We start from the raw sequence: 13,713 nt of genomic DNA, 5'->3' as shown, positions 1-13,713 counted from the left end.
AACCTGTCCCTCTCACCGACCCGATTAATAAACCCGTCCCCACCCACCCGGTAATTAATGGATAATGGATAATGTAATGAATACAGACCCCCGTGAATCTTTAATTGAAGCATCTCGCCAATTTTATCAGCTAGGATGGATGGCTGGGACGGCTGGTAATTTGTCGGCTAGGGTGGAAGATGGCAGTTTTTGGATTACTGCTAGTGGTAAACAAAAGGGGAAATTGGCGGCGGATGATTTTGTGCGGGTTTCTCTCACGGGGGAATTGCTAGAAACCCCTAAGCCTGAGAATAAACCCTCAGCGGAAACGAGTATCCATCAGGCGATTTATTCCTGTTTTCCTGATGCTAAAGCCTGCTATCATGTCCATTCGGTTGAGGCGAAATTGGTGACTAATTTTGTGGAAGGAGACCAATTGCCTTTACCTCCGATTGAGATGTTAAAAGGTTTGGGGGTGTGGGAGGAAAATCCCCAGGTGTTTATGCCGGTTTTTAAAAACCATTTACAGGTTCCCAAAATTGCTAAAGAAATAAGCGATCGCTTTCACCAAGAACCCCCGCAAGTCCCGGCTTTGTTAATTCGTAATCATGGGGTGACAGTCTGGGCTAATTCCGCCGCCGAAGCGGAAAATCATGTAGAATTAGCCGAATATATCTTTAGATATATTGTAGCAGCCCGTCAGGTAGGCATCAAGTTTTAAAACATCGCCATAATCCCCCCATAGATGATACCACTAATGGTAGCCATAGCGACGACCAGCGCCACAAAGACGACAGTTTTTTGGGTGCCGATAATATTACGAATAACCAGCATATTAGGAAGGGATAAAGCCGGACCTGCTAATAATAAAGCCAAGGCGGGTCCGTCTCCCATACCATTACCAATTAATCCCTGTAAAATGGGCACTTCTGTTAAGGTAGCAAAATACATAAAAGCACCAGCGATCGCTGCAAAAAAATTCGCCCAAATGGAATTACCACCCACCGCCGTAGCGACCCATTGAGAAGGAATTAAGGCTTCCTGACCGGGACGACCTAATAAAGCGCCCGCAATTAATACCCCTAGCAATAATAGGGGTAAAATTTGTTTAGCATAATCCCAGGAAGACTCAAACCATTCTCCCGCCTCATTTTTATCGTTACTGGTCAACCAAGATAAACCGACCACGGCAAAACTAAAGGCAATCAAAGGGTATTGATGGAACTGTAATGATAATACCACAGTGACAGCACCAATTAACAAAACTTTTCCCAGGTTGAGATTTAACCAAGCGACTAAAATGGCAGCCAAGGCGATACCAAACAAGCCAGTTATCCACCATTTTAAGGAATAGATAAGATACCACAAACCAGTATTAACATCTGGCGGACTCCAATTAGCAAAAACTAGGATACCGACCAGGACGGCAAAAAATACGGCATTTTGCCATAAGGGGCGAGTCTCTTCGGGTTCAGACAACAGGGAAGCGGCTTTGACTTTTTCGATTTCTTCATGGCGGAAAAACCACTGGATTGATAAGCCGATAATAATGCTAAAAATAATGGCACAAATTGCCCTGGCTAGACCTAATTGCCATCCTAAAACTCTAGCAGTGAGAATAATGGCTAGAACGTTAATGGCGGGTCCTGAGTACAGAAAAGCGATCGCCGGACCCAAACCCGCCCCCATGCGGTAAATTCCGGCAAATAAAGGGAGTACAGTGCAGGAACAAACTGCTAAAATAGTACCGGATACAGAGGCGACACCATAAGCCAGCCAAGGGTTAGCCTTGACTCCCAGATATTTCATTACTGAGTCTTGGCTAATGAAAACAGCGATCGCACCCGCAATAAAAAACGCCGGAATTAGACACAGCAAAACGTGTTCTTGAGCGTACCAGCGGACTAGATAAAGAGACTCCCAGAAGGCATTTTGTAGCCTTTCCGACTGTTGTATGGCTTCTACAGGGAGATAAAAGCACAGTAAAAATATAGCGATAATGAAGGCGAGAGGCTGCCACTGTTCCCGCCAAAAAGTGGAAATTCTCATGTGTTTACTCCGGGCGATTTTCCGCAGTTTAGATTTATAAAAAAAACCTGGTGGAAGAGGTAAAATTGTGGGGAATTTTTGGCAAGACATGGTATAATGAGATGGGATAATCCCAACGCACCAGGTTTCCTAGGGTATAGACTTAAATTAAGGTTTGAGATGAGTTTGGATCTGTTCAGGGGTGGCTACTTTCCCCTGACTGACTACCACATCATTAATCACCAAGGCGGGGGTTTTCATAACTCCTCGTTCAGCTATTTTGATGGGTTCGGTAATGTGTAAAACTTCCGCGTCGATATTTAGGGAGGCGATCGCCTCTTTAGCGTTGGCTTCTAGTTGCTGACACTTTTTGCAGCCAGTCCCTAGGACTTCGATTTTGACAGCAGTCATGATTTGAGTTCTCCTGAACTATAACTGATGCCGACTATTGTAGAGCTTATACTTAGGTATAATGTCAAGGGGTGGGCGGGTGTTTGTGGCTATAATTATCTAGGATGACACATTGTTGGTGGGAATTAGTGCGATCGAGATTAGTCTGACATTCCTGCACTAGGGGCAATAATTCATCATGTAAGGCCTGTAATTGGTCAATTTTATCGCGAATTTGAGTAAGTTTACAATTCAAACGTTCATAAACAGCCTGACAAGTAAGCGATCGCTGATTTTTAAGTTCTAAAATATCCTTAATCTCCAGCAAAGTTAAGCCCAAAGACTTCGCCCTAATAATAAAGCCAATTCTCTGCAAATCCTCCTGAGTAAATAGGCGATAACCCGCCTCATTCCGTTGAGGAGAAGGGATTAATCCTCTCCGTTCATAAAAATAAATCGTTTGTGGATTAATTCCCAAAATATCAGATACTTCACCCACCTTAAACATAAGTATTTCCCCCCTAGCCGACAGAAAGCGAATTTTTGCAATACTTGACCAGAGCCAGCCATGTCCTTAATAAAGTTATCGATAAAACTGCCCTAAATCGCAAATCTTTGATAAGATACCCCCATAACCGATAATAAAGAGGCGCAACCAGCGCCACTGTGGTTCTGGCTAACACCGGAACCAATTATAGGACACCCAACAGCGGCGAGTCAGGATGGAATGGCATATCACCGATGCCCAAAGTTTGGGTATCATCGATCGCGAAATCGGTACTCATGTGTTTTCTCCCGCAGAGTACGAAATTGTCCGGCGGGTGATTTACACCACGGCCGATTTTGAATATAAAAGCCTTGTGCGCTTTTCAGACCAAGCCCTGCAAGCCGGAGCAGCGGCTCTAGCTGCCCGTACTACAATTATAGTAGATGTACCCATGGTGCAGGTGGGTATCACTCCCCAAATTTTGTCAACCTTTGCTAATCCAGTGTACTGTTCCCTGGACACGGTGACTCGACCCCAACGGGAAAAAAGTCGCACGGCTTGGGGTATTCAAACCCTAGCCAAACGTTATCCAGAGGGAATTTTTGTAGTGGGTCAGGAACAAACGGCCCTATCAGGGTTAGTAGATTTAATTGAGGCTGAGGAAATTAAACCCGCCTTAGTCATTGCTACGCCATCGGGGTTTGTGGGGGCGGATGTAGCCAAATCGCGCTTAAATGATTCTATGGTATCTCATATCCGTATAGACGGCCGCAAGGGTAGTTCAGTGGTCGCTGTAGCCATAGTTAATGGCTTGGTAGACCTAGCTTGGCAAGCCTACGGCAGAAATGAGTCAGGGGGCGGTTAATCATAGGCTTGCTGACGGGGAGAGGGAGTCCGACGAGGCGATCGCGATTGGGGACGGCCATAACGCGATCGCATCTCCCGGGTAATTTCCATAAACATATCCCGCCGTAAATATGGATATGACCCCACCCAAATATTTTGACTAGGAATATACACATCAGATACCTCATTAATGCTGCTGAGGTCATCCAGATAGGAAGTTACCAACATCACCGCCACCTGACCGCGACTAAGTCGTTTATGGTTGCGGTTGAGGGGGGCTTCAATTTTCACCACAAANCCCGGTCTTATCCCCCACTTCTACATTAATCCGCCGCTCTAAGTTTTCAATGATAATTAAATCACCCTTAGAGTTAACAGATTCCTGCTCATTAGTTACCGCTTCGGAAATATAATAATCCAAAACTTTACCCTGCCAAAATCCACAATAGGGATATTTGCGAAACTGGCGATTTCGTATACTAGCGTCCCAAATGGGACCCCACAGCCAATATAAAGCAAACATCACCAAAGGAATTAACAAAATTTGCCGGCCTTCAAATTGTACTGATAACTCCACTAAGGCGAGAATTAACGTCCCCACAGCGGACACTAACAATCTTCTGATAAATTGCGATGGTTTCCCCCAACAGTGTTGATACTGTTCGCTAGTAGCCACAGCCGGGACGAGTTCATGGAAAGTTTGACGGGTGAGTGGAATTAGCATAGAATCAACGCCTAATATGAGCAATGCCTAATCTGAGACACAATCCAGGGGCGGGTAGTCATTAATCATCCATTATCCATTATCCACGATTAGAGAATTTTCTCTAATCCATACACCAAACTTTTCAGGGATAAGACTTGACGAATTGCCAGCAAGACACCGGGCATATAGCAACCGCGATCGGTGGTATCGTGGCGGAGGGTATAAATTTGACCAGCCGCCCCAAAAATCACCTCTTGGTGAGCAATTAAACCAGGTAAACGGACACTATGAATGCGGATTTGTTCATCAGCGATCGCACCTCTAGCGCCGGGTAGTTGTTCGGTTTCTTTAACTTGGCTTTGGTTATAGGTTTTCCCAAACTCTGCCAACATTTGGGCAGTTTTAACCGCCGTGCCGCTAGGTGCATCAGCCTTTTGATTATGGTGTAACTCAATAATCTCTACATGGTCAAAATATTGAGAAGCAGCGATCGCCGCCTGTTGTAAAAGTACAATGCCAATGCAAAAATTAGGAATCAATAAACATCCCATGCTGGCTTTATCAGCAAATTCGGCCAAATCCTGAATTTGGGCTTCACTTAACCCAGTAGTCCCCACCACCGGACGGACACCATAGGCGATCGCCGCCCGAATATTGTCATATACTGACTCTGGGTGGGTAAAGTCCACCATCACCGCTGGCTGCTTTTCCTGGGCCGCCATAGCCAGCATTCCTTCGCGATCGTTTGTAATGGGAATCTCTAAAGGTTCCATCCCCGCCAAGGTTCCAGCATCTTCATTCAGATAAGCCGGATTTCTATCAATCGCCCCCAACAGGGTCATATCCTGTGCAGCAGCCACCGCTTTGACCACCTCGCGACCCATTTTACCGCCAGCACCATTGACCACCACTGGAATTGGAAATTGACCTACCATGACTTTAAACCAGAAACATCCTTGATTAGACTATTATGAGACTATCCAACCACTTTCTGTCTATAGAAGCTAGAGAACTGCCCCATCTAAATTGGGTATGATAGAATAGGGTAGTCCATTTCTGCTGATTAATGCTGCGTCACAACTCTGCTTCCCAATGGTCACGGCTATCTCAATGGCAATTGCTGGTCTTACGGATTACTCCCCCATTGTGGTTGATTATTAGCCTCACCAGCACCTTATTACTAACTGGGATTAAACTCAGGGGAGATTTGCAACCAGTAGAATTGAGGTTGTTTGACGGGTTAGTTCGCCTCCGACCCGAATCGGAACCTGATGACCGCATTTTGATTGTAGCCATTACCGAATCAGATATTGCCGCCCAAGAACAATGGCCTATGTCCGATGCCGTATTAGCCCAAGTTTTAGCTAACCTACAACAGCATCAACCGAGGGCGATCGGTTTAGATATATATCGGGATCTACCTCACCCACCAGGTAGCGCCGAACTAGGTCAACAGTTCCAAGCTCCTAATGTATTTGGGATCACCAAAATTGGCAACCCCGACAATCCCAGTATTCCCCCCCCTCCTCAACTACCACCCAAGCAAATCGGCTTTAATGACCTAATTCTCGACCCAGACGGGGTAGTGCGCCGCCAACTGTTATTTGCTGAATCCCAGGGAAATACCTTTTTTTCCCTCGGTTTACGATTGGCATTACATTATCTAAAATTTGAGGATATCGAACCCAAAAATTATCACAAAAAGCCCGAATATATGGAGTTAAATAATCGGGTATTTGTGCCTTTAAGGTCTCATAATGGGGGCTACTCCAATATTGACGATCGCGGTTATCAAATCCTGCTCAACTATCGGGCAGTTCAACCCGCCCCCGTCGTCACCTTGAGCCAAGTCTTAGCCGGTACAGTTTCCCCGGATTTAATTAATGATAATATTGTCTTAATCGGAGCCACTGCACCCAGTATTAAAGACGAATTTTTTACCCCCTATAGTGTCAGTGAATCCACAGCACCGAAAATGCCAGGTGTTTTTATTCATGCCAATATAGTTAGTCAGATTTTAGGGGTAGATTCCGGTAATTCTCAGACCTCTAATTTATTCTGGTTTGTGCCTCAGTGGCTAGAAATTATCTGGTTGAGTCTTTGGGGAATTTGTGGCGGTTTCCTGGCTTGGCGTATCCACCATCCAGGAATGCAAGGCTTGTACTTTTTCCTGGGGATATTCGCAATTTTTGGCACTACCTACGTCCTGTTTTTGTTTAATGCTTGGATTCCCCTAGCTTCTCCGGTTTTAGCCCTGACTTTAGCCGCCACTGGGGTAATTGCTTATAAACAAATTCATAACTTCCTTCATGATTCCTTAACTGGATTGCCTAATCGTTCCCTATTTCTCGATCGCACTCAACAAGCGATCGCCAAATCTCAACGGAATAAATCTATCTGTGGCGTATTATTTATTAATGTTGATAATTTCCGCCTAATTAATGACAGCTTAGGAGACTTAGCCGGTGATCAACTGCTCCTCCAATTAGTAGAAAGACTAAAAAACTCTGTCCGATTAGGGGATACTATAGCACGTTTGGGCGCTGATGAATTTGCCATTTTGCTGAGGAATTTACAATCAGTAAATAATGCGACCATCGTGGCTGAACGCATCCAAAAAGACTTAACTTATCCCTTTATTCTCAATGGTCATGAGGTATTTAAAACCGTGAGTATTGGCATTGCTTTAGCCGATACAGCCGAAACTCGCGCCGAAGATTTACTCCGTAATGGTAACACCGCCATGCTGAGGGCGAAGTCTCTCAAAAATATTCGATATCAAGTATTTGAACGCACTATGCAGGTGGGTGGCTTGGATCGCCTGCAATTAGAAACTGACCTGCGTTTAGCCGTAACCCGTGGGGAATTTGTCATGTATTATCAACCTGTCATTTCCTTAACAACTCGGGAAATCGTCGGTTTTGAAGCCTTAGTACGTTGGCAGCATCCTCGTCAAGGCTTGGTGACACCAGAACGGTTTTTAAAAGTCGCTAAAGAAACCGGATTAATTATTCCTATTGGTCGCTGGGCTATGCAAGAGGCTTGTCATCAATTGGCAATTTGGCAGCAGTCTTTAAAATCTGATTGTCAGATTATTGTGGGCGTGAATTTATCGGGCAGACAGTTTATTCACCCTGATTTAGTTACTGAAATTCAGGGAATTATTCAAGATTCGGGCATTGACCCCAGTGGCTTACGATTGGAGATTACCGAAAGCGTGATTATGGATGATGTGGAAGCTACTATTCGCCTCCTTCATCAGTTAAAGAATTTGCAAATCAAGTTAAGTATTGATGATTTTGGCACCGGGTTTTCATCCCTGGGTTATTTACCTCGTTTTCCCGTGGATGTCCTGAAAATTGACCGCTCATTTATTGCTCATATTGGGGAAGCCACAGAGGTGGAAAATTTGGCAATTGTCAGAACTATTTTGATGTTAGCACAGGCTTTAAATTTAGATGCGATCGCCGAAGGAGTAGAAACCCCTGAACAATTGGAACAATTGCGATCGCTCGGTTGTGAATATGCTCAAGGCTACTATTTCCAAAGACCTATATCGGCTGACCATGCTACACAATTCTTTACATCTCATCCCCATTGGTAAATACATTTTCGGGAACCAATGCCCTAATATTTACGTCACCAGTCGAGTCGATTTTGTGATCACCTCTTTGATTGAGGTCAAAAATATCTAGGAGTTTATTATTTTGATGTCATGGTTCATTCTGCTTCTATTCTCACCGTAGGCGATCCGGCTCCCTGGTTCAGTTTACCGGACTCCAACGGCAAAAATATTGTCCTCCGTTCCCATGCTGGGAAACCAATTCTGTTAGTATTTTATGCAGGGGATCAAATCTCAGAATGCGAAAAAATCGCTTGTCGATTGCAAGATATTATGTCCCTGTGCGATCGCTTTGATCTTCAGATTTTTAGCATCAGTCTCAACCCCCCCTCAACTCGCAAAACCTTCGCCGAAAATCATCACCTTAATTATTCCTTACTCTCCGATTTAAAAGGAGAAGTTAGCACCAAATACGGAGCCTATATTTGCGACGGCAAAAATAGCAACACCATCGTTTATAACCGTGTCGCTTTCCTGCTCGATCGCAATCTTCGCATTCTCAAAATTTACCCATTACATCCCCTCGAAGAATTTACCCAACAATTCCTAGGAGAAATTCAAGATTTAGTCGCCCAAGAACCTCCTCGCCTCATCAAAATGCAGGCTCCTGTGTTGCTAATCCCTAAAGTTTTGGATTTACGTTTCTGTCGGGAACTCATCCATATTTGGGAAACTCAAGGTAATGATGAATCAGGGTTCATGAAAAGAGAAGGAGAAAAAACCGTCGGCTATGTTGACCCCAGTTTCAAGCGACGGCGCGATCACTTTCTACAGGACGGACCCGTTAAAAATTACATCGATTCTATTATGCAGCGCCGGGTATTTCCCGAAATTCTGCAAGCCTTTCAATTCCAGCTAACTCGCCGTGAATGCTACAAAATAGGCTGCTATGATAGTGAATCAGGGGGCTTTTTCCGACCCCATCGAGACAACACCACTGGGGGAACATTGCATCGGCGATTTGCCATGACTATTAACCTTAATGCTGAAGAATACGAAGGTGGTTGTTTAAGATTTCCTGAACACGCACCCCATTTGTATAAACCCGCCACAGGGGATGCTATCATATTTTCCTGCTCTACCATGCACGAGGCTACTGATGTGACATCGGGGCGACGTTTTGCCTTGCTTTCTTTCTTCTATGGTGATGAAGATGCCGAAAAACGCAATGCTTACGAAAACCGGGTCAGAAATGATTACAGTCGTGTCATCAAGCTGAATGCTTAATTAAGCATCATTTGGGGGGTTAAGTTAGCCCCCTATTTTGTGAAGTTTAACCAGGGTGAGAATTAATTTTATGAAAGTTCTAAAGCAGTCGCCATCTCTGAAAGCTAAATTTAAGCAAAATATTAATCGCAAAGTATCCAGCCAACGGGAGGAAGCTAGTCAGGGTTTGGGTGGTGGTTTCTTGGGGATGATAGGCGCAGGAGTATTTGAATTTAAGCAAATCCGAAATCAAGTTAAGGGTAGTTTAGGGGAAAATTTAATTGCTCTGTTGCTGATGACCTTTCCTGATAATTGGGTATTATTTAAAAATGCCCTGATTCCTGCTACTTCTGGCAGTTTAACAGAAATTGATTTGCTAGTGATTGGGAACCGAGGTATTTTTTTAATTGAAGTGAAAACCTGGAAGGGTTCCTTGGCGGCTAATCAAGATAACTGGAAACGGCGTGAGGGTTCCCAGTGGGTTCCTGTATCTAACAGTCCTACTTCCCAAAGTCTTTATCATCAACAGATGTTTCAGCGGTGGATTTTTTCAGAAATACCTGACTTACCTACTGATTGTATTACTGCGCCCGTGGTTTTTCCTATAGCTAAATGGGTGGGGGCTAAAAATTGTTCTGTGCCAGTTTTAACGAGTATGACAGATTTAATATCAATGATATCGAAATCTCCCGCATATCTCACAGATGAACAGGTKTTTAGGATTAGTAAACATATCCAAGAATATGAATTGTCACCCTTATCTAAACCGCAACCGCAACCGCAACCAGAAACGAAGCCTAAGCCTAAGCCTCGCAATTCTCAACCGGAACCGGAACCGGAACCGGAACCGGAACCTAAGCCTAAACCTAAGCCTAAACCCAAACCTAAGCCTAAGCCTAGGTTAAAAAAAGATATGTAAATCAATTTTTAATGATGATATCACCACTGCTACAAGTTAAAAATTTAGAAACTCGTTTTATCACGACTGATGGGGTAGTTAAGGCTGTTAATGGCATTTCCTATCATGTTAATGCTGGGGAAACTCTTGGCATTGTCGGAGAATCGGGTTCGGGGAAAAGTGCGGGAGTGTTATCAATTTTGCGGCTAATTTCTGCCAATTCCGGCCGGATTTCTGGGGGAGAGATTTGGTTTGAGAAGCAGGATTTACTTAAAGTCAATAAATCGGCATTAAGAAGGATTCGGGGTAACAAAATTTCGATGATTTTTCAAGATCCGATGACTTGCTTAAATCCGGTTTTAACTATTGGTAAACAAATTACTGAGGCTATACAAGTGCATTCTGGGGCTACTAAATTAGAGGCACAACAACAGGCGATCGCCCTTTTAGAAAAGGTCGGTATATCGTCAGCAAAACGCCGACTTGGTAGCTATCCCTATCAATTCTCTGGGGGAATGCGACAGCGAGTTATGATTGCTATGGCATTAGCCTGTCATCCACAATTATTAATTGCTGATGAACCGACAACCGCCTTAGATGTAACTGTGCAAGCCCAAGTTATTGAGATGATTAAACAGTTGCAAAATGAAATGGGAATGGCGGTAATTTGGATTACCCATGATTTAGCACTTTTGGCGAGATTTGCCGATCGCATTTTAGTCATGTATGCAGGTCAAATTGTCGAAGAAGCGCCCGTTAATCAACTCTATAAGCATCCTCGTCACCCCTACACAATGGGATTGTTAAAAAGCCTCCCCCGTCCTGACCGCGACATGGGAGAGACTCTCCCGGCTATCCCAGGGACTCCCCCAGATTTGATTAACTATCCTCAAGGTTGCCCCTTTGCGCCTCGATGTCAATATGCGATCGACCGTTGTTTTCAGGAAGATCCGATTTTAGAATTAGTCGCCACCCATCATCAAGTCGCCTGTTGGGTTAAACCATGACTTGACAAAAGGATGATTTTATGCTACCTAAAATCTATCTATTTTCTTGGAATTTTTGATACCTGATGGTTGCCAAAACACACCCCAGTAAGCCAGAAACAGATACCCTATTAAGAGTTGAGAATTTGCAGGTACACTTTCCAGTCAGTGGGGGTATATTTCGACAGAAACAGGTAGGGATAATTAGGGCAGTAGATGGGTTAACATTTGAGATAAAACGGGGTGAAACTCTTAGTTTAGTTGGGGAGTCTGGCTGTGGGAAAAGCACTACAGGTAGGGCGATTTTACAGCTTCAAACTCCCACAGGTGGCCAGGTTTATTTTAATGATATTGATCTGACTAAATTAGATGCCCAAAGGTTGCGGATCATGCGCCGCCAAATGCAGATAATTTTCCAAGACCCCTACGCTTCCCTAAATCCGCGAATGACCCTAAAAAAAATCATTGGGGAACCCCTATTAATTCATAGATTAGCTAAGGGTGAATCCCTGATTAATCGAGTGCAAGAGTTATTAGAATTAGTGGGACTGAATCCCCAATTTATTAATCGTTATCCTCACGAGTTTTCGGGTGGTCAAAGACAGCGAATAGCTATAGCTAGGGCTTTAGCAGTTGACCCGGATTTTTTGGTCTGTGATGAACCGATCGCCTCTTTGGATGTTTCTATTCAAGCACAGGTAGTTAATTTAATGCGATCGCTACAAAAACGCCTGAATTTAACCTATCTATTTATCGCCCATGATTTAAGTATAGTCCGCTACATTTCCAGCCGGGTAGCAGTCATGTATTTAGGTAAAATAGTGGAAATAGGGGAGTGCAATTCTGTCTATGATTATCCCCTTCATCCCTATACTAAAGCCTTACTTTCTGCTGTTCCTATTCCCGACCCAGAAATCGAAGCCAAACGGGAACGAATTATCCTGAAAGGAGATGTTCCCAGCTTTTTATTACCCTCCTGTGGATGTCGATTTTATAGCCGCTGTCCCTCGGCGAAATTAGTTGGCGATCGCTGTCGGGTCGAGGAACCCCAATTGCGAGAAATTAACCCCGGACATTTTGTTTCCTGTCATTTATGGGATTCCCAAAACCCTCTATAAATCCTATGATTCTGTAGTGTGACCAGCTTTAGCGATCGCCGCCCTTAGCGCCGACTCAGAAGCAGTTGCTTCCACAGTCACCACCTTTGTATTTAAGTCAATATTGACAGTAGCATCACTATCAACAGTATGAATAGCCTTGGTTACACTGTTAGCACAAGCATCACAAACCATTGAAGAAACCGTAAGTTTTATAGTCATAACTAGCCTCGTAAAATACCCGTATAGTATAGCATTACAGTAAGATTTGAGAATTGTATTAAGAGAAATCCCCTCAAATCCAGGTAAATATCATAACCTGAGACCTCCCGAATCACACTGATAGGCTATAATCGTAAATATCCATACTTAATCAATGTTCCATTATAGTCTTAGTTAACCCATGTCTCTAGTTCCTCCTAACAATCTCAGGCAAAAAATTATCGAAATGGTCGAAAATTCTCAATCCCATCCTACCGCATGGTTTGAAAGCCTTTATGCTGAATCCCAAGGCGATCCGTCTTTGATTCCTTGGGCCACATTGGTGGCTCATCCCCAACTGCAACAATGGCTAGAAAATCATGCAATTGAGGATGATAATAAAACCGCTTTAGTGTTGGGTTGCGGGTTAGGAGATGATGCGGAAGCCTTAGCAGATTTTGGCTTTCAGGTGACAGCTTTTGATATTTCTCCAACGGCGATCGCTTGGTGTCGCGAAAGGTTTCCCAATTCTCAGGTAAATTATACAGTCGCCGACTTGTTAGACCCCGATCCTAATTGGCGAGAAAAGTTCGATTTTGTACTCGAATCTAGGATTACTCAATCCATGCCTTTACAAGTCCGATCCCAAGCAATTAAGGCGATCGCCAATCTGGTGGCTCCCGATGGTATTTTATTGTTAATTACCCGATTTCGTGACACCGAAGCCGCACCGGACGGCCCCCCATGGCCTTTATCTGAGGCAGAATTATCAGCCTTTAAAACCTGCGGCTTGACCGAAATAAATCGCCATGAATTTGTAGCCGAAAACCGTCCTGATGCCCGGCAATTATGTATTGAATATAAATCAATAAATGAACCCTTCAGTTAATCCCGAAACCCAATCATTTATCAATCATGTATCAGCATCTAATTACCCCCCAATTAGTGCCATGGAACCCGCCGAATTGAGAAACCTTAATCAGATGTTTGTTAAAGCCAGTCACCCACCGGAAGCGATCGCCAAAGTCGAAAATCGCACCATTGCGGGTCTCGGTGGAGAATTACCAATCCGCATTTACACCCCCAAGGGAAACCAACCCTTTCCGGTTCTAGTTTATTTCCACGGTGGCGGTTATGTGATCGGTAATTTAGACATGGTAGATAGTATTTGTCGCAGCCTCGCCAATGGCGCAGAATGTGTGGTTGTCTCAGTAGACTATCGCCTCGCACCAGAACATCCATTTCCAGCCGCCATTKAAGATGGTTT

At 44.1% G+C, this 13,713-nt stretch carries 14 protein-coding genes and 1 pseudogene; 9 read left to right on the top strand and 6 right to left on the bottom strand.

Annotated elements, in window-relative coordinates; translation table 11 throughout:
* The first annotated feature begins 76 nt into the window (after positions 1 to 76).
* Positions 77 to 700, top strand: coding sequence for a methylthioribulose 1-phosphate dehydratase (gene mtnB, locus B9T16_RS18525; RefSeq protein WP_014275409.1), 624 nt, complete (start codon positions 77 to 79; stop codon positions 698 to 700).
* Here mtnB and B9T16_RS18520 read toward each other — a convergent pair.
* The 3 genes from B9T16_RS18520 to B9T16_RS18510 form a co-directional block, all read right to left on the bottom strand.
* Entirely contained in the window at positions 697 to 2,118 is a 1,422-nt protein-coding gene (locus B9T16_RS18520) for a permease (RefSeq protein WP_410245439.1), read from the bottom strand. The genes mtnB and B9T16_RS18520 overlap by 4 nt on opposite strands.
* Before the next feature lie 57 nt (positions 2,119 to 2,175).
* Positions 2,176 to 2,418, bottom strand: a complete 243-nt coding sequence (locus tag B9T16_RS18515) for a thioredoxin family protein (protein WP_014275411.1) — start codon at positions 2,416 to 2,418, stop codon at positions 2,176 to 2,178.
* Between the two features lie 64 nt (positions 2,419 to 2,482).
* Positions 2,483 to 2,905: a heavy metal-responsive transcriptional regulator gene (locus tag B9T16_RS18510; protein WP_152088403.1), complete on the bottom strand. Its 423-nt coding sequence runs from the start codon at positions 2,903 to 2,905 to the stop codon at positions 2,483 to 2,485.
* Positions 2,906 to 3,119: 214 nt separating this feature from the next.
* On the opposite strand from B9T16_RS18510, the gene B9T16_RS18505 reads away from it, so the two are divergent.
* Positions 3,120 to 3,749 carry a precorrin-8X methylmutase gene (locus B9T16_RS18505; RefSeq protein ID WP_006619658.1) on the top strand — a complete coding sequence of 210 codons (630 nt, stop codon included), beginning with the start codon at positions 3,120 to 3,122 and terminating at the stop codon, positions 3,747 to 3,749.
* On the opposite strand, the pseudogene B9T16_RS18500 reads toward B9T16_RS18505, so the two are convergent.
* A pseudogene (locus tag B9T16_RS18500) lies at positions 3,746 to 4,454 on the bottom strand (phosphate ABC transporter permease). The gene B9T16_RS18505 and the pseudogene B9T16_RS18500 sit on opposite strands and share 4 nt — an antisense overlap.
* Before the next feature lie 89 nt (positions 4,455 to 4,543).
* Complete coding sequence (gene dapB, locus B9T16_RS18495; RefSeq protein WP_006619656.1) at positions 4,544 to 5,371, bottom strand: 4-hydroxy-tetrahydrodipicolinate reductase; 828 nt, start codon at positions 5,369 to 5,371, stop codon at positions 4,544 to 4,546.
* 131 nt (positions 5,372 to 5,502) lie between these two features.
* Between dapB and B9T16_RS18490 the strand changes: the two genes are divergently transcribed.
* The 5 genes from B9T16_RS18490 to B9T16_RS18470 all read left to right on the top strand — a co-directional run bounded on the left by B9T16_RS18490 (position 5,503) and on the right by B9T16_RS18470 (position 12,266).
* A complete protein-coding gene (locus tag B9T16_RS18490; protein ID WP_410245438.1) occupies positions 5,503 to 8,040 on the top strand; it encodes an EAL domain-containing protein in 2,538 nt (845 codons plus the stop codon).
* Between the two features lie 111 nt (positions 8,041 to 8,151).
* Positions 8,152 to 9,285 (top strand): redoxin domain-containing protein, encoded by a 1,134-nt coding sequence (locus B9T16_RS18485; protein ID WP_410245437.1) that lies wholly within the window; start codon positions 8,152 to 8,154, stop codon positions 9,283 to 9,285.
* 70 nt (positions 9,286 to 9,355) lie between these two features.
* On the top strand, positions 9,356 to 10,183 hold the full coding sequence (locus B9T16_RS18480; RefSeq protein ID WP_410245436.1) for a nuclease-related domain-containing protein: 828 nt from the start codon (positions 9,356 to 9,358) through the stop codon (positions 10,181 to 10,183).
* A gap of 11 nt (positions 10,184 to 10,194) precedes the next feature.
* Positions 10,195 to 11,169: an ABC transporter ATP-binding protein gene (locus tag B9T16_RS18475; protein ID WP_006619652.1), complete on the top strand. Its 975-nt coding sequence runs from the start codon at positions 10,195 to 10,197 to the stop codon at positions 11,167 to 11,169.
* Between the two features lie 65 nt (positions 11,170 to 11,234).
* Positions 11,235 to 12,266: an ABC transporter ATP-binding protein gene (locus tag B9T16_RS18470; RefSeq protein ID WP_410245435.1), complete on the top strand. Its 1,032-nt coding sequence runs from the start codon at positions 11,235 to 11,237 to the stop codon at positions 12,264 to 12,266.
* A gap of 3 nt (positions 12,267 to 12,269) precedes the next feature.
* On the opposite strand, the gene B9T16_RS18465 is transcribed toward B9T16_RS18470, so the two are convergent.
* Positions 12,270 to 12,467, bottom strand: a complete 198-nt coding sequence (locus B9T16_RS18465; protein WP_006619650.1) for a heavy-metal-associated domain-containing protein — start codon at positions 12,465 to 12,467, stop codon at positions 12,270 to 12,272.
* Positions 12,468 to 12,648: 181 nt separating this feature from the next.
* On the opposite strand from B9T16_RS18465, the gene B9T16_RS18460 reads away from it, so the two are divergent.
* Together B9T16_RS18460 and B9T16_RS18455 are read left to right on the top strand one after the other, a co-directional pair.
* Positions 12,649 to 13,335, top strand: a complete 687-nt coding sequence (locus tag B9T16_RS18460; RefSeq protein WP_006619649.1) for a class I SAM-dependent methyltransferase — start codon at positions 12,649 to 12,651, stop codon at positions 13,333 to 13,335.
* Positions 13,319 to 13,713: alpha/beta hydrolase (locus B9T16_RS18455; protein ID WP_410245434.1), on the top strand; the 395-nt coding region annotated here is incomplete at its 3' end. The genes B9T16_RS18460 and B9T16_RS18455, both read left to right, overlap by 17 nt.

Origin of the sequence: Arthrospira sp. PCC 8006 (assembly GCF_046480465.1) — a bacterium.
Taxonomy (GTDB): domain Bacteria; phylum Cyanobacteriota; class Cyanobacteriia; order Cyanobacteriales; family Microcoleaceae; genus Limnospira; species Limnospira platensis.
The sequence above is the reverse complement of the archived record's forward strand: the minus strand, read 5'-3'. Positions and strand labels throughout refer to the sequence as shown.